This window comes from Arthrobacter sp. 92 (genome assembly GCF_050260325.1).
Classification (GTDB): Bacteria; Actinomycetota; Actinomycetes; order Actinomycetales; family Micrococcaceae; genus Arthrobacter.
Window position 1 is genome coordinate 3,650,723 of sequence record NZ_CP189863.1, and the last position, 18,324, is coordinate 3,669,046.

An 18,324-nucleotide genomic window follows, 5' to 3' on the forward strand; every position below is an offset into this window, starting at 1 on the left:
GCGGGATCATGACCTCCAACCCTCTCAATCCGTCCAACGGAGACGACGACACCCCTAAGGATCCGCTTGCGGAAATGCTCCAGAACCTGATGGGTGGCAAGGGCCTGGGGGACATCGACCCTGCTGAACTCGCCAAGGCCGCGGGGCTTCCGAACGACCCCAATCTCCTCGCTCAGATGTTTTCCCAGGTCCAGGCCATGATGAGCGCTTCCTCCGAGGGACCGGTCAACTGGCAACTCGCGCACGAGAACGCACGTCGGGTCGCGGCTAGCGGCTCAGATCCGTCCGTTACTGCCCAGCAGTCGCGTGAAGTCGACGAGGCGTTGCGGCTGGCCGAGTTGTGGCTTGATCAGGTCACTGACCTCCCCGCCACAGGTTTGATTGGCCGGGCATGGTCCCGGGCGGAGTGGGTCGAGGAAACACTGGGCACCTGGAAGCGGCTCACCGAGCCGGTGGCCAACAGCATTGCGAATGCGCTTTCCACCGCCATGACCGAACAGATGCCGGAGGAAATGAAGTCCATGATGGGCGGGGCCTCGTCCATGCTGCAGAACATGGGCGGCGCGATTTTCGGCATGCAACTGGGCCAGGCCATCGGGGCGCTTTCCGCCGAGGTGGTTAGTTCCACGGACATCGGTGTCCCCCTGGCGGACCTGGAGATGGCGCTTCTCCCCTCCAATGTGGCGAAGTTCGGCGAAGGCCTCAGCCTTCCCGAGAACGACATCCGGCTCTTCCTTGCCGTCCGCGAAGCCGCCCACGCCCGACTCTTTGTGCACGTCCCCTGGCTCCGCGGCCATCTGCTCGGGGCTATCGAGGCGTACGCCCGCGGCATCCACATCGACACGTCGAAGATCGAGGAGCTGGCCCGGGAGATCGACCCCAGCAATCCCGAAGGCATCCAGGAGGCGCTGTCCCAGGGCGTGTTCATGCCCCAGCGGACCCCGGCGCAGGAACAGGCGCTTGAGAAGCTCGAAACGGCGCTAGCTCTGGTTGAAGGCTGGGTGGATGAACTGACCGCAGCGGCCACCGAGAAATTCCTGCCTTCTGCCTCGGCCCTGCGCGAAACCGTTCGGCGCAGGCGCGCTACGGGTGGTCCGGCGGAGCACGCATTTTCCTCACTTGTTGGGCTCGAGCTGCGGCCCCGCAGGCTCCGTGAGGCCGCCACCTTGTGGGCGTCGCTCAAGGACGAGCGTGGTGTGGCCGGTCGGGACGCCATCTGGCAGCACCCGGACCTCTTGCCGACAGGTGATGACCTTGATGACCCGGCGGGCTTCAGCGCCCGCCGGAAACTGGCCGAAGCCAGCGACACCGAGGTTGATGACGCCTTGCAGAAGCTGTTGAACGGCGGGTTCGATTCGCCCGCGGGCGACGAAGGCGCCACGAACGAGGGCTCGGGAGCGGAAGACGCCGGGCCCGGCCCGGACAACCAAGGTCCGGATGCGCCTCCTGATGGCGACGGGACGCCCAAGGCCTAGCGCAGGCCGCCGCCGTCCCGGCGCCCACGCCGCGGGTGGCCTCTATCGCGGCCGCTGGCGCCTATCTGGCCCCTGAAGGAATCTTTTCCTCAGGGGCCTGACTGTTGCCATCATTTTCCTGGCCGTCCATGGACAATCCGCGGGAGGTGGCGAAGGAAACCCCTTCAAGGAACGCTTTCGCGCGTTCGGTGTCCGGATAGGCCTCCAACAGGCGCCAAAAAGCCGCGTTGTGCCCGGCGACGAGCAGGTGCGCAAGTTCGTGCAGCAGCACGTAGTCGATCACCCACTGCGGCATGGGCCGTAGCTTGTCCGAGAGCCTGATAGTTCCGTCCGCGGGAGTGGCCGACCCCCACCGCGAATTCTGGTTGCTGACCCAACGCACGGACGAGGGCAGGGAGCGCCCGCCGAGGTACTTCGCCGATAGTTCGGCTGCGTGCGCGGCCAGGGCGGCATCGGTGGCCGGGCGTCGTTTACCCGTGCCGCTGGATCTTCGAACGCCCTGCAGCCGCAGCTTCTCGAGCATCCGGTGGACCCATTCGCGCTCCTGGGCCCGGGTGAAATGGGCCGGGATGGCCACCACGGCTGTGCCGTTCTCCCAGAAGGCGGCCACAGTCCGGCGACGGCGCACCGATCGCCGCACCACAACCGGCGCCCCCTCGTGGGTGGTCAGCGGTATGGACGAAGAGCCCGCTGCACGCGGGCTCATGTGGTGCCGCTTTCGACCAGCACGGCCAGCACTGCCTCTCCGTACTTCTCAAGCTTGGAGGGGCCTACGCCCGCCAGTTGTGACAGCTCTTCGAGGGATGCGGGCCGGGCCTCTGCAATTGCGGTCAGGGTGGCATCGGTGAAGACCACGAACGCAGGCACCTCGGCGGATAGGGCGACGTCCTTGCGCCACTGGCGAAGGGCGTCGAACGTCTGTTCCTCGTAGCTGGGCGGGCACTGGTTGCACCGGCCAACCTTACGTTCGGCGCCGGTGGCGAGCATGCTCCCGCAGACCCTGCAGGACGCAGGAACAGCAGCCTTGCGCCGGGGCACCGGAGCTTTGCCCCGGGCCGACGAGCTGGCCACGGAATCGGGCCGGAGCCCGTCGAGGAACCGGGAGGGCTTGCGGTTCGCACGACCTCCCGGCGTCCTGGCCAAGGACCAGGACAGTGACAGATGCTCGCGCGCACGGGTGATGCCCACATAGAGCAGCCGGCGTTCCTCGTCGACGGCTTCCGGGGAGTCCGCAAAGGAGATCGGCATCAGGCCCTCGCACATTCCAACCAGGAAGACCGCGTCCCATTCGAGGCCCTTCGCCGCATGGAGAGAGGCCAGGGTAACGCCCTGGACGGTGGGTGCGTGCTGGGCCAGAGAACGTTCCTGCAGCTCATTGACGAAGTCGGAAAGACTAAACTGCGCTCCCCTGCTCAGTACCAGCTCGTCGGCCAGCGCCACGAGGGCCGCCAGGGACTCCCAGCGCTCGCGGAGCGCACCGCCGCTGTGCGGGGCGGAGTCGGTGTAGCCGAGGGAAGCGACGATGTCCCGGACCAGCTGTCCCAGCGGCTCCGGCGACGAGGTTTCGGCTGCTGCGCGGGTGGCCGCGCGAAGCTGCAGGATCGCGTCACGCACTTCCTTCCGTGCAAAGAACCGCTCCCCGCCGCGAAGCTGATAGCCGATCCCCGCGGAGGCCAGGGCCTGTTCGTAGGCTTCCGACTGTCCGTTGGTCCTGAACAGGACCGCGATCTCGCTGGCCGGGGTGCCGGCGTCGAGCAGTTCACGGATCTTGATTGCCACCGTGGCGGCCTCAGCCTCGTCGTCGGCGCACTCGGTGAATTGGGGTGCCGGGCCGGGCTCGCGCTGCGCCACCAGCTTTAGCGGGGCCGCCCAGGCGGCGTCGGCGAGCGGTCCGCCGCTCCGCCTCGCCGCCAGGAGATCGTTGGCAAGCCTGACAACCTGCGGGGTGGAACGGTAGTCGCGAATCAGCTTGACGACGTTCGCCTGCGGGTACATGGCCTTGAATCCCAGCAGGTGCTTCGGCGAGGCACCCGTAAACGAGTAAATCGTCTGGCTGGCGTCGCCCACGACGCAAAGTTCGTCGCGGCCGCCGAGCCACAGTTCCAGCAGCCGCTGCTGCAGCGGAGACACGTCCTGGTACTCGTCCACCACGAAGTGCCGGTACTGTTCACGGACGGTGGCGGCCACCTTCGGATCCTCCTGGAGGATCCCGACGGTGATCAGCAGCACATCCTCGAAATCGATGACGTTGCGATCAGTCTTGACATCCTCGTAGGACTGGAAAACCCGGGCCACTGCCGTCAGATCGAACCCGCCGGGGTTTCCCCGGTCCTGTGCATTTTCCAGGTAATTGGCCGGCGTCAACATGGACACCTTCGCCCATTCGATCTCCGAGGCCAGATCCCTGATAGATGCCCGGTCCGTGCTGAGCCGCAGCCGCCGGGCGGCCTCGGCGATCATCTGTGCTTTGTGGTCCAGGAGGTTCGGGAGGGCGCCGCCCACCGCCTGGGGCCAGAAGAACTGCAGTTGGCGCAGCGCCGCGGCGTGGAAGGTCCGGGCCTGGACATTCCCTACTCCCAGGTCGCGAAGCCTGCTCCTCATCTCGGCGGCCGCACGGGCAGTGAATGTGACCGCCAGCAAGCGCTGCGGGCTGTAGACGCCGGAGTGCACGCCGTAAGCGATCCGGTGCGTAATGGCACGGGTTTTGCCTGTGCCCGCCCCCGCGAGCACGCACAGCGGCCCCGTCAGGGTACTGGCGACCTCGCGCTGTTCGTCATCGAGTCCGCCAAGGATGCGGTCTTCAAGGGACCGGCTGTCCTGGGAATCGGCATCGGCGGCCGGAAGGCTGTTGGACTCCATGCCCTCAAATTTCTCAGTTGTCACTTTGCTGCTCAGTCGCTCGATGATGTCCGGTGGATGGCCCTTGGCGTTGCTGCCGTGGCGTCCGTCATTCAGCCGCCGAACGGTCCTGGATAACGCCGCCGTACCAGTGCTCAATGAGGGAACGCGCAATGGAGAGCCGGCTCGAAATAACGATCTCGCCGGCAAGCACCGCTTCCTGGAGTTCTGCCCGGCTAAACCAGCGGGCCCGGGTGACCTCAACGCCGTCGGGCTTTGCTTCAGTATCCCCCGTTGCGGCGGTGAACCCCAACATCAGTGACGCAGGGAACGGCCAGGATTGGGAACCCAGGTACTGGGCGGCGGTGACCCGCACGCCAACTTCCTCCTGGATTTCGCGCACCACGGCCTGCTCCAGGGATTCCCCCGGCTCCACAAAACCGGCGAGGGTCGAATAGTTTGTGGCGTCGAGAGGGCCGCCGCCGCCGAGCAGGAGGCGGTCATCAGGTCCCACGACCGTGACGATGATGGCGGGATCCGTCCGGGGATAGTGTTCAGAATTGTCAGCGGGGCAACGGCGGACCCAGCCGCCGGCTTCGACGACGGTGGGGGCGCCACAGCGTGGACAATGGACGTGCGTGGCGTGCCAGTTGGCGATGGCGCTCGCTTCGATGAACAGTGCGGTGTCCGTGGGGTTAAGCTGCGCCGCGATGTCGCGGAAGCCCGTCCAGGCTGCATCCGACGGAACACCAGCGATGCCGCGCTCGAACTGTTCAGCGTGGATTTCAAACTGCTCCGACAGGATGAAGAGGACAAGTTCGGTGCCCTCGGGCAGGTCCGATGTGCCCAGCGCGGCGCCGAGATAGATCGTCAAGTCCGGCGCCACTCCGGCCTTCCGGAGACTCTCCGCCAGCTCCGCCGCCTCCATCAGAACCAGGGCGCCGCCGCGAACCAGGGCCTGCCTGTGTGAGATAACCATGGCCCGGGCGGTTCCGGAGGACACCAGGGCCTCCACCATTCCCGGTTTCATGCGCGCACCGGATCCGCGGTCAACGAGTGCCGGGCGCACCGGAAGGACCGTGTCCATCAAATGGTTTGCCGCAAGCCGGGTGGACGGGGAAGTCATCAGCGCCGGACCGGGCCCTGCTTCCACGGCTTCACCCGCCGGGCGTTTTGCAGCTGCTTGTTTTTCGGCTGCTTCTTTTTCGGCTGACCGGGACTCCGCAAGACTCATGTACCCACCGTACTGACTGCCGCAGACAATTGACATTTTCGCGGGGGCCTTTGGCCCGGTGACGGATTCGGGCGCCCCGGGCGACCGGAATTATTTCCGATCTGGAGACTCGCCGTAGTGCATCGCTCTCTTGGGCGCCAGTCAATCTACCGTGGATGCGTGAGAAGAAAACCGATCGAACTGGCAGCCGTAGCAACTGCGGCAGTCCCTGGACTGACGCCGACCGCAGTGAGTTCCGCCCCCGATGATCCGGCGGACTTCGATTCGGCCCTTCTGCTGGACTCCGAGGGCAAGCGCTGGCGCGTCCGGTCCCCGCGCCACCCCGAGGCCAGCGCCCGTCTGGAAACGGAGTTTATGGTGCTCCGGGCGTTCGCACCGGGAATCCGGGCCGAATTGCCGTTCCTCATGCCCACGGTGGCTGGAACCGTCCGCCAGGGGCCCCTCAGTACGTTTGTGTACTCGCACCTGGCCGGTTCCACCCGCAGCGTCGAGGAGTTGACAGCGGGTTCGGACGCCTTGGCCCGGGAGATCGGCGCGGCGCTGGCGGCCATCCACGACCTCCCGCTGTTGCTTGTCAACAACGCGGACCTGCCCAGCTACACGCCCAACGAGTTCCGGCAACGGCGCCTCAACGAACTCGACCAGGCGGCGACCACCGGAAAGATCCCGCCCGTACTCCTGCTCCGCTGGGAACATGCCATGGAGGACGTGTCTTTGTGGCGCTTCAATCCATGCGTGGTCCACGGCGACCTGCACGAGGACAATCTCCTGGTGGAAGGGGACCGTGTCACCGCTGTTACCGGCTGGACGGATCTTCGCATCGGCGACCCCGCCGACGACATGGCATGGCTCGTCGCCTCGAACGAGCAGAGCTTCGTGGACGCCGTGCTCGGACATTACACATCAAGCCGGCGCGACGCTCCCGACGCCCACTTGCTGCGCCGTGCCGCCCTCTCCGCGGAATTCGCGCTGGCGCAATATCTGGTCAAGGGCATGGCTGCGGATGACGACGAAATGATCCGCGAGGCGGAGGACATGCTCGCATCGTTGGCTGAGGACATCGCAGAACACGGCGGACAGCCAATCAGCGTCGAACCGCTCCCCCAGGCGGCAACAGGAGTCCGAGCGGGCGCACCCGCCGGTGTGGCCTCTTCCTCCCCCTTGGCTGCGGACCACGCCTCCGGGCTCGCCGTCGCGCCGTCCGAGGCAATGCCATCAGTGCACGTCACGCCCATCCCGCTGGAGGATAATCCCGGCCCCGCTGCTCCCCAGCCCGCGGTCACCCGGATTCCGCTGGAACCCGGCGCCCCGGAGCGGCCCGCCATAAACTCGGCCGTGCCGGCGGCCGCCCCGGAAAAGCCGGGCTCAGCGGAGGGCACCCCGGCTGAGACGCCCGCGCGGCCGGCACCTTCGGCTGCGGAGCCTGCCGCCCCTTCCTCCGCTGACGACACATCCACCACCGCCCTCAGGATTGTGGATGTGAAGCCCCAATAGCCAGCGCCGGCCCCGCGCCTGTCCGCGCGCCGGCGCCTGTGCCGGACCCCAGCGCCAGGGCGACTATGTCCTCAAGGTCCTCGGCGGTCCCGAGGTCATGGGGCCGGACCACGGCGTCATCCGCCACGTAGTAGAAGGCGGCCCGTACGCTTTCCAGCGGCACGCCCTTCAGCCGGGCCCACGCCAGCCGGTAGACAGCCAACTGGACGGCCTTGACCCGCAACTGACCGGCGGCCGGCCTCCGCCCCGTCTTCCAGTCCACCAGGTCCCAGTTCCCGTCCGCATCCCTGAACACAGCATCGATCCGGCCGCGCACCACGACGTCGCCGATCCGCGTTTCCACCGGAACTTCTACGTAAGCGGGCGCACGATGCGCCCATTCCGAGCCGCGGAAAGTGTCCACCATGGCGTCCAGGCCGTAGGCCTCGTCAATGTGGTCGTCCGAGCCCGGAGCCTCGCCCAGGTCCAGCATTCCGGCCGAGCCAAAGTACTCTTCCACCCAGGCATGGAACGCTGTGCCTTTCCTGGCCGACATGCCGGGTTCGCGCGGGACAGGTCGCCGCAAGCGTGCCAGGACAGACTGTGGGTCATCACCCAGGTCAACAAATGTCGACGCCGAGATGTGACCGGGCAGATGGACGTCCTGCACCGCTCCCCTTCGGGACCGGCGTTCCAGCAGCAATGCGGCCTCGCGCGCCCAATTTGCCGCGGCCCGCAGCTGAGGCTTCGCGCCGTTGGGATCTCCTCCATCCGCCTTCGCCTCATGACCGGCATTCATTGCGTCAAGGACTCGTCGCGCGGCCGACTCCATGGGTGCCCGGCGGCCAGCTGCCAGCCGGAGCCTGGCGCCGGTCCGCGCGTCCGTGGGGCCTTCGAGGGGGTCATACGGCCAGATGGCTACTTCAAGTTCCTGGGTGAGGGGGCTCTCCTGCGGAATGCGCTCTTCCGCCACGGAATCGCGGTGAACGACGGCGGCCCGGGGCGCCGCCGGCTCCCCCGCCACGGTTTGACCTGCGCCGGTTTGACTTGCGCCGGTTTGACCTGCGCCGGTTTGTCCTGCGCCGGCATCCCCTGCAGGGTCTGGTGCTGCGTCCTGTGCAGCGAGGTCAACTCCGGCCAGCGGGGCCAGTTCCTCGAGGAACGGCGAAATTTCGGCCATGCCGGCTCTTGATCCGACCCAGGCCGGGCTTGAGACCCACAAGACGAACTTGGCCCGGGTGTAAGCCACGTACGCCAGGCGTCGTTCCTCCGCTTCGCCGTGGGCCTGGACGTCCGCCTTGAATACTTTCTCCGCGTCCAGCCAGCCTTTCTGGTCAGGCTGGTCCAGATCCCACTGTGGAAGGTCGGCACGGTCTCCACGAAGCGGCCAAGGCAGGGCCGCGCTTCCGCTGCTCCAGCGGGAGTCCCGACTGCTCGGAAAGGCTCCCGCGTTGACTCCGGGTACGAACACAACGTCCCACTCGAGTCCCTTGGACGCGTGCACAGTCAACAACTGAACGGCTTCGTGGTTGACGTCGGCGGCAGCGGCGTCAAGGCCGCCTTCTTCTGCAGCCGCCGCCTCAAGCCAGGCCAGGAAAGCCAGGACGTCAACGCGGTGCGAGGTGTGGAGGAAACCCGCCGCGGCGTCCTGGAAGGCGTCCAGGTTGCGCCGGGCCTGATGGATGCTGAAGCCGGGACGGGCCGCGACCTCGATGTCCAGGAGCATGGCCCGCTCGACCTCGCCGAGGAGCGTAGTGAGGTCATCGCCCATAAACCCGCGGAGCTGCCGGAGTTCGGCCGAGAGGCGGCGCAGTCTTTCCAGCGCTGCCGCACTCAGGCTGCGCCCGTGCGAGGACGTCCAGCCCTCGCGGGGCAGCCAGTCCAAAGCCTCCACCAGGCTTGCCGAATCGGTGATGTCGGCCTCGATCACCGACTCACTAGCGGCGTCGGCGTCCCTCGGGTCTTCGGCGGCCGCCGTCGGTCGCCCTCTGTGCCGCGCAAGGAAGCCGGACCAGTCGCGGAATGCCATAAGGTCGGACGGGCCCAGGCGCCAGCGCGCACCGGCAAGCAGCCGCATCAGCGAGTCCGACCGCCCAGGGTCGGCGAGCACCCTGAGCGTTGCGACGAGATCCACGATTTCCGGGGTGTCGAGCAGGCCACCCAGCCCCACGATTTCGTACGGGATGCCGCGAACTTCAAATTCCCTGCGGATGCATTCCATCTGCGCCCTGCGACGGCACAGCACTGCCATCGCCGGCGGAAGACGCTCGGCGGGCGGTCCGTCCTCAAAATCGGTCACCCGATACCTCAGCACATCCTTGGCGATGGCCCGGGCTTCGTCCTCGTCGGTCGCGAAACGTCCGATGATGACTTGGCCCGCGGCCGCGGCCGGGCTGGGTTGCAGCGGCGGCACCTCCACCGAGGCGCCGGCCTCACGGTCTCCGGCCGGGCCCATCTGGGCGGCCGCGGCGCTGAGCGGCGCCGAAATGACGTTGGCGGCCGCAAGGATGTTCCTGCCGTTCCGCCAGGCCGTGGTGAGGTAGGACGTGGGCGCCACCGAGAACCTCGGAGTTCCCCCGGCTTCCCCGTTCTCTCCCACCATGGCCGGGAATTCCCGGACAAAGTGGAAGAGCTGGCCGGCTGAGGCGCCCCGGAACCCATAGATTGACTGGTTTGGATCGCCCACGGCGGTCACCGCGTGTCCGCCGCCGAAGAGCCTCGAAAACAGCACCAGCTGAGCGTGCGACGTGTCCTGAAACTCGTCCAGCAGCACCACCTTGAACCGCTTGCGCTCCACTTCGGCCGCCAGCGGGATCTCGCTGGCCACCCTTGCCGCCAGCGCCACGAGGTCACCGAAGTCCAAGGCACCGCGGTTCCGTTTGGCCGCTGCGTACCGGCCCACCATCTCGGCAACGCTGGCTCTGGTGCGCAGCATGGCGCTGAGCTCGCCGGCTGCCTGCGTCGGGTTCTTTTTTGCCCCTGCCACATACGGCAGGGCGTCAAACTCGGCAACGCGCTGCATCAACCAGTCGCGCACCTCGTCCGGGTCACGAAGATGTTCCGCGCATTCCCCGGCGAGTTGGATCACGGCTTTTACGAGGGTGGACTTGGCGGCCCGGAAGTGCTGGTATTCGCCGTCGAAGGCTTCCACCACTTCACTGGCCAGCTGCCACGCGTGTGCGCCACCCAGCAGCACCACGTCGCGTTCGACCCCGAGCCGGAGCCCGTAGTCGGACACGATGCCGCTGGCATAAGAGTGATACGTCGACACCTTCGGTTCGAGGGAGTCCTCGCTGAGCAGACCCGCAGGGAATATCCGATGCTGGACATCCTCAGTGGCAACACGCTGAAGGGCGGCCAGTTTGGCCCGGATCCGGCTGGCCAGCTCTCCTGCCGCCTTGCGCGTAAAGGTCACCCCCAGAACCTCTTCGGGTCTGACCCAGCCATTGGCCACCAGCCAAACAACCCGGTCCGCCATGGTGGCGGTCTTTCCAGAGCCCGCGCCTGCTATGACCAGTCGGGGTGTGAGTGGCGAGGAAATGATGGCCGACTGCTCCGGCGTGGGGCTGTTGCGCTCCCCCAACATCGCCGAAAGCTCCTCCGGGGTGAACCGTGGCGCCGGGATGTCCTGCTGCGTTCTCACTCGGTGACCTGCCTTCCGCGCACGCAAAGGGGGCAGATTTCGGGCAACCGGCAGCCCTGGCCGCCGTGCGCGCCCTTTGACGGGTCGTGGCGGGCCTCAAAGGTGCTGCCGGACATCAACCGGGCGGCGTCATTCACCATGTCCAACGCCCAGTTGTCAGCAGGATCCAGCGGTTCCTGGACTTGAACGGCGGGGTTCTTGTTGGTAGTGCCAAGCTGGGCCAGGACGGCGCCGCCGGGACCGGGTGGCGGACCCGAATCCTCCGGGTCCGCGAAGCCTCCTGCCAACACGGCTGCCTGGTAAGCGCCCAGCTGAGGGTGGCGCGACAGATCTGTTTTTGAGGGCTGCCGCTTTCCCGTCTTGAGGTCCACAATCACCAGTCGCCCCTCGGCGTCAATCTCGAGCCGGTCCACCTGCCCGCGCAGAACCGCGAACCTCGCTGCTGTCCCGGGTTTACCGGGTGACCCGGCTCCCGGATCTCCGGCATCCGCAATATCGGGCAATCTCACCTCGAAGTCCCGTTCCACGCCGACCAGGCTTCGGCCCTCGCTGCGCATGACCAGGATGTACTGGGCCAGCTTCCTCACCATCGACTCGGCACGCTGGAAGTCAAGCTTGCCTTCCCAGTTGTCTTTCATGCCCAGGGCCGGCCAGCGGCGGACCAGTTCGGCCACGTATTCGCCGCCCGACGCTTCCGGCAGATCCTGTGCAATGGCGTGGACAAGTGTTCCCAGACTCCGGGCAAAATCGGTGGCTGCTTCGCCCCCCGCCGCTTGGACGAACCAGTCAAGCGGGGATTTCTGGACTGTCTCGACCTTTGACGGCGAAACGGATACCGTCCCGCCGGGCGGCACTATCCGGTCGTCGGAGGACAACGGTGCGAGTCCCCACCACACGGAAGGATGAGCCCCGGCGACGGGCGGCTCCGCGGCGGCAAGTGCAGCCAGCACATTGGTGGCCTCGAGCGCGTCCGCGGCGTACCGTCCGTCCAGCTGGGCGTATTGCCTCAGTTCGGCCACCAGGGCGCGGAGAGTGAGAGGGCGTTCCACGGCGGTGAAGCCGCGCCGTTCCGTGCCATGGCCCAAGGGGGCGATGTAATCGAGGAAGGACGAAGGCTGTTCGTCCTCGGAGGACACGGCGGTGCAGATGAGTTCCTGCTGCGCCCTGGAAACCGCAGTGGAGAAACTCCGAAGCTCGTCGTACCGGATCTCGCGCAGCCTGCTGAGGGGGCCAAGCTGCAATGCGTGTTCGACTCCATGTTCAACGGCATCCGCAAAGAGGGTGCTGCCCAGCAGTTCCCCACGAAGCCTCGTGTTGGGCCACACGCCTTCCTGGAGGCCGGCAACAATGACCACGGGCCATTCACGCCCGGCGGCGCTGGCCGGCGTCATCAGCTCCACCGCGTCCTCAAGCTGCGCCCGCGCCGCCAGGGTGTCCATCGGCAGCTCCTGGCTGAGGAGATACTCAAGGAACTGGTCGGGGCCCGAACCCGGAAGCTGGTCCACATAGCGTTCTGCCGTATGGAACAACGCCATCATCGCGTCCAGGTCCCGGTCTGCCCTGGCCCCCGCGGCTCCCCCGGAGAGGGCCGCGTCCGTCCAGCGCGAAGCCAGGCCCGTGGAGTTCCACAACGCCCAGAGGACGGTTTCGGCATTTGCTCCGGCTTCCGCTGCGGCCGCGCTCCCTGCCTGGATCATCCGGGCCACCCTGCGAGCTGAATGACCTTCGATGCCGAGGGTGGTGAGCGCTCCTGGCTCCAAAAGCGCTTCAACGAGGAGGGCGTCGCTGGTCCGGCCGCCCCCGCCCAGGAGCTCCTCCCGCCGAAGCGACTGGCGCAGCCTGCGCAGCTCGATGGCTGTGGCCCCGCCAATTCGCGAGGTCAGGAGCGCAACCGCGGACTCCGGGGTCAGCGCCGCGGGATCAAGGGCCACGGCATATGCATCAAGCAGCGGTCGCACAGCAACTTCGTCACGGACAGCCGACTCGGCCACGGGCACCCGGACAGGGATCCCCTGTCCGGTGAGGTGGCGCTGCAGCTGGCTCAGCTGACCGCCGTTGCGGACGATAACACCGATGTCCCCGAGCGCACGGCCGTCGTTGAGGTGCGCGTCCAGAATCCGTTGCGCAACGTAGCGCAACTCGTGGACCGGAGACGGCAACAGATGCGCCTCGACACTGCCCCCGTGTTCTGCGGGCCCGTGTTCCAGGGTAGCCTCGGCACCGGTTTCGGATCCTCCCGCAGCCTGCCCGGCCACTGGGAATTCCAGGCGACGGGCCGATTGGCCGCCCGCGCGCTGGGAGATCCGGCCGGCAACGGCAAGCCACGCCTGCGCTACCGCCGGCTGGTGGCGATGGGCGGTCTTGAGCGGCCGTTCCAGGACAGCCCCCCCGAGGAGGCCGGTGACCTCCAGCCCGTCGATCTCCGGGCAGGCCGCTGCCCGGCCGTGACTCCGGTCCGGGCCCTGGTCCTGGTCCGGGCCGTGACTCCGGTCCAGGCCGTGGCCGTGGCCGTGGGCACGGTTTCCCAGGATCCCGCCAGCCGGCACGGCTCCGTGGTGTGCGGGGGCGAGCAGGTGCGGCAGCTCAGAGGTCAGATCCGGGCGTGCGCCGCGAAAACCCTGCACCACGGTGTCCGGGGAGAACGTCACGAAGACGTCCTTTCCCGCCGCGATGTCGGCCAGAAGTTCAAAGACGGCGGGGTTGGCCTCCTGAATGTCGTCCACCAGGATCAGCTGCAGCCGGTCCCGTTCCGCCGCGAGAAATTCCGGGGCGTCCTGGAAAATCTGGCGGGCAGCCGTGATGATTCCCGCAGGGTCGAAGGCTTCGGGCATCCTCAGGTCAAGGACGTCGCGGTATTCGGCGTAGAGCGCTGCCGCGGCAATCCAGTCAGGACGGTTGCACTGGTGGGCGAGCGTAACGAGGTCCTCCGCTGTCCGGCCCGATTCGATGATCCGGTCGAAGAGCTGACGGACCTCCTGCCGGAATCCGCGTGTTTCGAGCGCGGCTCCGAGGTCCTCGGGCCACGGCAATTCGAGCCCAGGCAGGGCATGGCCCTCAAGCAGTTCCTTGATGATCAGGTCCTGTTCGGGCCCGGAAAGCAGGCGGGGGGCCCTGGGAAGCGGAAGTATGCCTTCCGCTCTCGCACGCCGGATCAGGTCGAAGGCGTACGACGCCCAGGTGCGTGCCGGCGTCGTACTCAGACTCCGGTTGAGCCGGGCGGTGAAGCGGTCCCTGAGCGAGTCCGCCGCAAGGCGGCTCGGGGCGAGAACCAGCATCCGCTCGGGATCGACGCCATCGCGCTCGGCCCGCCGGACTGCTGCCTCGATCAGGACCGTGGACTTCCCGGTTCCGGGCGCACCCGGAAGCAGGACAGGACCTGTCCCGTGGGGCACGTCAACGGCCGTTTGTTGGTCGGGTGACAGCCTCGGAACGTGGTGGTGGACCTGGCGCGGCGGGAGCAGCCGCAAGCCCGAACCCCGGGAGCCGGCGGACGCTCCGGCCGGAGCTCCTCCCGGGATGTGGGGTGAAACGTCACCGCCCGAACGGCCCGTGCGGGTCCCCGGGACGCCGGCGGTTGCGGAGTGGTCGATAGTTGCAGTCACACGGTCATTCCATCATCGGGCGCCGACAATTTATGGAGCTGCCGCTCCAGACGTTCGGCGATGGCGTCGATAAGGTCAAAAGCGTCCTCGTCCGGGGCCCACCGTGCGGCCATCAGATCGACCCGCCAGCGGCCCTCTCCGGTCCGAAGGTAGTCAAGATGGCGGCCCAGAAGTGGCGTGCCTTCCTGGACGTAGTGGCGCAGGGCCTCGGCTTCGTGGCCCGGCGGCGCCTCACCATTGGCCCGGAGAACCCGCCACCAGGGGACGGAGCTGCCGTAGTGGCTCATGACCGAACCGACCTGGCGGGGCCCCCCGGAACCCAGGAGTTCCGAGACATCCCCGTAAGCCACCGCAGTACCCGGCGGAACCAGCTCTACGAGGGCCAGCACCGCCTCGACATACTCCGAACGCATTGACCCACATTAGCCGTTATCCGGGCACCGGTACGCCCTCACCGATACTGTCGGCCCCAACGGGTAGCGTTGAAGCATGAGCACTTGGAACTCTTTGCCCCGGGCCGCATTTGATCTGGAAACCACCGGCCGCAACTCCCGCGCGGCGCGGATCGTCACCGCCTCCGTCACTGTGGTGGATGCCGACGGCGGAGTTGTCCGTGAGCATGAGTGGCTCGCAGATCCGGGGGTGGAGATCCCGGCGGATGCCAGCGACGTTCACGGTGTCACCACCGAACAGGCCAGGAAGGACGGCCGTCCGGCGTCCGAAGTCACCGTGGAGCTGGCCACAGTCCTGCAGGAACTCTTCGATGCCGGCGTTCCCGTCATTGCCTTCAACGCAAGTTACGACTTCACGGTACTGGCGGCGGAGTCGGCCCGGTACGGCGTCCCGCAGCTGAATCGCTTTCCCGTTCTCGATCCTTACGTAATGAACAAGCAGGTGGACCGTTACCGGAAGGGCAAGCGCACCTTGACGGCCCTATGCGAGGAATACGGCGTGAGCCTGGATAATGCGCATACGTCCGCGGCGGATGCACTGGCCACCCTTCGAATGCTCGACGCCATGGCCGGCAAATTTCCCAAGCTGAAAATGCCCGCCAGCCAGCTCCATCAGCTTCAGGTCGACTGGGCGGCATCGCAGGCGGCTGATTTCCAGACCTATCTTCGCAAGACCAAACCGGCCGCTGTGATCGAGGGCGAGTGGCCGGTGCTTCCCCCCGAGGACGCTAGCCGGGGCGACTTCTAGACGGGGCCGCCGGAGCCGCCTGCGGCGCCCCGGAAGCTAGCCTCCAGCGGCGCCACACGCCAGCCTTTGGGACATATCTCACAGGCGTGTGACCGGTCCGTCAGAGGATTCAGGCAAGTCATTCGTTCCGCCGCTCCCGGCTGGTGCTCCGCAATGCATCGTTCGACCGGCTCTTGGATGAATAGGATTCCGCCACACATCCATATCGCTTCCATTTCTTCGATATTCCAACGTTTCCGGGGCAGATGAGACAATAATGTTTCGCGGCTGGTCCGCCTCGCTACTGCATGTCCGGTGGCCGAGGGCGTCGTACCGGCCCCAGAAGTACAGCGAATCCCCCAATGAAAGTGATTGCGTGATGAAGAGCAAAGCCATGAAGTGGCTGACCACCGTTCCTGTGGCGATTGCCGTTGCCGTCTCCCTGGCGGCGTGCGGCGGCGGGGCCGCGCAGTCGACCGCGTCCGCCACCGATGCCCTGAAGGGCAGCGACCAGACCTCACTGGACAAGTACACGACCAAGGACGTCACGCCCTTGGACAAGCTCGACAAGTCCAAGCTTGGCCTGATCAGCGAGGGCACCCTGAGCGTTGGCACGCTATCCGACGCCCCGCCGAACATCTTCATCGACAAGTCCGGCAACTTCACCGGCTTCGACAACGAGCTGCTCAAGGCCATGGCTGCCAAGCTGGGCCTCAAGGTGGAGTTTGCGTCCACTGACTTCTCGGCTCTGCTGGCCCAGGTCCAGAACAAGAAGTTCGACGTCGGATCCTCCTCGATCTCCACCACGGACAAGCGCCGCGAATCCGTGGGCTTCACCAACGGCTATGACTTCGGCTACATGGCCGTCGTAGCCAAAAACGACTCCAAGATCAAGGGTTTCAAGGACGTCACCGCCGATCAGCGCATCGCCGTTGTCCAGGGCACTGTGCAGGATGACTACGTCACCAACACGCTCAAGATCGAGCCCGTCCGCTTCCCGGATTACAACACCGCCTACGCCAACGTGAAGAACGGCCAGGTGGACGCGTGGGTTGCTCCCTCGCAGCAGGCTGACGGCCAGGTCAAGAGCGGCGACGGCACCGCCATCGTTGAGAAGACCATCAACACCCAGAACTTCACCGCTTACGCGGTAAACAGCAAGAACCAGGCGCTGACCGACGCCCTGAACTCCGCACTGGACGCCGTCGTGGCCGACGGCACGTGGTCCAAGCTGGTCAAGCAGTGGTACCCGGACCGTGAGACCCCCAAGAACTGGAAGCCGGGCAGCAAGGCTTCTGTAGTCCCGGCCGCCTAGCCTATGGATTTTTTCCAGTTTCTCAACACCTTCTTCAACTGGCAGGCGATGGCTCCGGTCATCCCCTCACTGTTGACCGTGGGCCTTCCCAACACGCTGATCCTGGCGATCTCCTCCGGTCTCATCGGCAGCGTCCTGGGCATGGTGCTGGCGATCATGGGCATCTCCCGCAACGGGGCCATGCGCTGGATCGCCCGGGTCTATACGGATATCTTCCGCGGGCTCCCCGCGGTGGTGACCATTCTGATCATCAGCATCGGACTGGGACCGGTGGTGCGCTCGCTTACGGGCAGCAGCAACCCGTATCCGCTGGGAATCATGGCGCTGTCCCTGATGGCCGGGGCCTACATCGGTGAAATCTTCCGCTCTGGCATCCAGAGCGTGGAAAAGGGTCAACTCGAGGCGTCCCGGGCACTGGGCTTCAGCTACAGCGCCTCGATGCGGCTCGTGGTGGTGCCGCAAGGCATCCGCCGGGTGCTGCCGGCCCTGGTCAACCAGTTCATCTCCCTGATCAAGGATTCGTCCCTGATCTACTTTCTGGGCCTGCTGGCCTCCCAGCGCGAGATCTTCCGGATCGGCAACGACGCGACGGCCAACTCGGGGAACCTGTCCCCCCTCGTGGCGGCCGCCATCCTGTACCTGCTGCTGACCATCCCGTTGACGCACTTCGTCAACTACATCGACCACCGCCTCCGCACGGGCCGTCCCGAAAAGAAGGAGCCCGATGAGCTGGCGGCACCCATCGGGAAAGGAGCCCAGGCATGAGTGAATTCGCATCCGGCTCCCTGACGGGCCGGAACCTCCACCTGGCCTTCGGGTCCAACCAGGTCCTTCGCGGCATCGACCTGCACGTGGAAAAGGGCACCACCGCCTCAGTGATCGGCCCGTCCGGCTCCGGAAAATCCACACTCCTGCGGGTGATGAACCGGCTGATCGAGCCCGACCAGGGCGACATCCTGCTGGACGGCCGCTCGGTGCTGAAGGACAACCCGGACGAGCTGCGCCAGCGCATCGGCATGGTCTTCCAGCAGTTCAACCTGTTCCCGCACAAAACGGTGCTGGATAACATCACCCTCGCGCTGCGCAAGCTCCGCAGGCTTCCGGCCGAGCAGGCGCGGGCGGAGGCACTGGAGCAGCTCGATCTGGTAGGCCTCAAGCACAAGGCGGACGCACGGCCGGCCAACCTTTCCGGTGGACAGCAACAGCGTGTGGCGATCGCCCGCGCCCTGGCCATGAAGCCGGAGGTGATGTTCTTCGACGAGGCCACCTCGGCGTTGGACCCGGAGCTCGTCAAGGGCGTGCTCGCCCTGATGGCCGATCTCGCCAAGGGCGGCATGACCATGGTGGTGGTCACCCACGAGATGGGTTTCTGCCGCAATGTCTCGGACACCGTGACGTTCATGGATGGCGGTGTTGTGGTGGAGTCCGGGCCGCCGGAGCAGCTCTTTACCGATCCGCGGACCGAGCGGCTGCAGGGATTCCTCTCCGACGTTCTGTAGCCGCAAAGCGCAGGACCCGGCGCAGCAAAATCAGCCGCATTCAATACGGCATTAACCATTGATGGC

The 18,324-nt window shown here is 66.4% G+C and carries 12 protein-coding genes; 6 read left to right on the plus strand and 6 right to left on the minus strand.

Annotation, left to right across the window (positions count from 1 at the left end):
- Window positions 1-8: 8 nt before the first annotated feature.
- Window positions 9-1,475 (plus strand): zinc-dependent metalloprotease, encoded by a 1,467-nt coding sequence (locus ACP4XC_RS16920; protein ID WP_427171674.1) that lies wholly within the window; start codon window positions 9-11, stop codon window positions 1,473-1,475.
- A 61-nt stretch (window positions 1,476-1,536) separates the two neighbouring features.
- On the opposite strand, the gene ACP4XC_RS16925 is transcribed toward ACP4XC_RS16920, so the two are convergent.
- The 3 genes from ACP4XC_RS16925 to nudC all read right to left on the minus strand — a co-directional run bounded on the left by ACP4XC_RS16925 (window position 1,537) and on the right by nudC (window position 5,439).
- Window positions 1,537-2,181: a M48 family metallopeptidase gene (locus tag ACP4XC_RS16925; protein WP_427171676.1), complete on the minus strand. Its 645-nt coding sequence runs from the start codon at window positions 2,179-2,181 to the stop codon at window positions 1,537-1,539.
- Window positions 2,178-4,334, minus strand: coding sequence for an ATP-dependent DNA helicase UvrD2 (locus ACP4XC_RS16930; protein WP_427175142.1), 2,157 nt, complete (start codon window positions 4,332-4,334; stop codon window positions 2,178-2,180). Before ACP4XC_RS16930 ends, ACP4XC_RS16925 begins: the two co-directional genes overlap by 4 nt.
- An 88-nt stretch (window positions 4,335-4,422) precedes the next feature.
- Window positions 4,423-5,439 carry an NAD(+) diphosphatase gene (nudC, locus tag ACP4XC_RS16935; RefSeq protein ID WP_427175143.1) on the minus strand — a complete coding sequence of 339 codons (1,017 nt, stop codon included), beginning with the start codon at window positions 5,437-5,439 and terminating at the stop codon, window positions 4,423-4,425.
- A 267-nt stretch (window positions 5,440-5,706) separates the two neighbouring features.
- On the opposite strand from nudC, the gene ACP4XC_RS16940 reads away from it, so the two are divergent.
- On the plus strand, window positions 5,707-7,041 hold the full coding sequence (locus ACP4XC_RS16940; protein WP_427171678.1) for a macrolide 2'-phosphotransferase: 1,335 nt from the start codon (window positions 5,707-5,709) through the stop codon (window positions 7,039-7,041).
- On the opposite strand, the gene ACP4XC_RS16945 is transcribed toward ACP4XC_RS16940, so the two are convergent.
- From ACP4XC_RS16945 to ACP4XC_RS16955, 3 genes are all read right to left on the minus strand, one after another.
- Entirely contained in the window at window positions 7,013-10,606 is a 3,594-nt protein-coding gene (locus ACP4XC_RS16945; RefSeq protein WP_427175144.1) for an ATP-dependent helicase, read from the minus strand. The two genes, ACP4XC_RS16940 and ACP4XC_RS16945, sit on opposite strands and share 29 nt — an antisense overlap.
- A 53-nt stretch (window positions 10,607-10,659) precedes the next feature.
- The gene (locus tag ACP4XC_RS16950) at window positions 10,660-14,181 is read right to left on the minus strand and encodes an ATP-dependent helicase (RefSeq protein ID WP_427175145.1); all 3,522 of its coding nucleotides are present in this window, start codon (window positions 14,179-14,181) and stop codon (window positions 10,660-10,662) included.
- An 80-nt stretch (window positions 14,182-14,261) separates the two neighbouring features.
- Complete coding sequence (locus tag ACP4XC_RS16955) at window positions 14,262-14,678, minus strand: MGMT family protein (RefSeq protein WP_427171680.1); 417 nt, start codon at window positions 14,676-14,678, stop codon at window positions 14,262-14,264.
- Window positions 14,679-14,754: 76 nt separating this feature from the next.
- Here ACP4XC_RS16955 and ACP4XC_RS16960 point away from each other — a divergent pair, with 76 nt between their 5' ends.
- The 4 genes from ACP4XC_RS16960 to ACP4XC_RS16975 all read left to right on the plus strand — a co-directional run bounded on the left by ACP4XC_RS16960 (window position 14,755) and on the right by ACP4XC_RS16975 (window position 18,258).
- Window positions 14,755-15,465 carry a 3'-5' exonuclease gene (locus tag ACP4XC_RS16960; RefSeq protein WP_427171682.1) on the plus strand — a complete coding sequence of 237 codons (711 nt, stop codon included), beginning with the start codon at window positions 14,755-14,757 and terminating at the stop codon, window positions 15,463-15,465.
- A 358-nt stretch (window positions 15,466-15,823) separates the two neighbouring features.
- The gene (locus ACP4XC_RS16965; protein ID WP_427175146.1) at window positions 15,824-16,759 is read left to right on the plus strand and encodes a substrate-binding periplasmic protein; all 936 of its coding nucleotides are present in this window, start codon (window positions 15,824-15,826) and stop codon (window positions 16,757-16,759) included.
- A 3-nt stretch (window positions 16,760-16,762) separates the two neighbouring features.
- Entirely contained in the window at window positions 16,763-17,524 is a 762-nt protein-coding gene (locus ACP4XC_RS16970; RefSeq protein WP_427171684.1) for an amino acid ABC transporter permease, read from the plus strand.
- Window positions 17,521-18,258 carry an amino acid ABC transporter ATP-binding protein gene (locus ACP4XC_RS16975; RefSeq protein ID WP_427171686.1) on the plus strand — a complete coding sequence of 246 codons (738 nt, stop codon included), beginning with the start codon at window positions 17,521-17,523 and terminating at the stop codon, window positions 18,256-18,258. The genes ACP4XC_RS16970 and ACP4XC_RS16975 overlap by 4 nt, the downstream gene beginning before the upstream one ends.
- The last annotated feature ends 66 nt before the right edge of the window (window positions 18,259-18,324 follow it).

Excerpts from the sequence above, each read along its gene's own strand:
- ACP4XC_RS16920 (WP_427171674.1), top strand. The coding sequence starts at position 9 with ATGACCTCCAACCCTCTCAATCCGTCCAACGGAGACGACGACACCCCT.
- ACP4XC_RS16925 (WP_427171676.1), bottom strand. The coding sequence starts at position 2,181 with ATGAGCCCGCGTGCAGCGGGCTCTTCGTCCATACCGCTGACCACCCAC.
- ACP4XC_RS16930 (WP_427175142.1), bottom strand. The coding sequence starts at position 4,334 with ATGGAGTCCAACAGCCTTCCGGCCGCCGATGCCGATTCCCAGGACAGC.
- nudC (WP_427175143.1), bottom strand. The coding sequence starts at position 5,439 with ATGACTTCCCCGTCCACCCGGCTTGCGGCAAACCATTTGATGGACACG.
- ACP4XC_RS16945 (WP_427175144.1), bottom strand. The coding sequence starts at position 10,606 with ATGTTGGGGGAGCGCAACAGCCCCACGCCGGAGCAGTCGGCCATCATT.
- ACP4XC_RS16955 (WP_427171680.1), bottom strand. The coding sequence starts at position 14,678 with ATGCGTTCGGAGTATGTCGAGGCGGTGCTGGCCCTCGTAGAGCTGGTT.
- ACP4XC_RS16960 (WP_427171682.1), top strand. The coding sequence starts at position 14,755 with ATGAGCACTTGGAACTCTTTGCCCCGGGCCGCATTTGATCTGGAAACC.
- ACP4XC_RS16965 (WP_427175146.1), top strand. The coding sequence starts at position 15,824 with ATGAAGAGCAAAGCCATGAAGTGGCTGACCACCGTTCCTGTGGCGATT.
- ACP4XC_RS16970 (WP_427171684.1), top strand. The coding sequence starts at position 16,763 with ATGGATTTTTTCCAGTTTCTCAACACCTTCTTCAACTGGCAGGCGATG.
- ACP4XC_RS16975 (WP_427171686.1), top strand. The coding sequence starts at position 17,521 with ATGAGTGAATTCGCATCCGGCTCCCTGACGGGCCGGAACCTCCACCTG.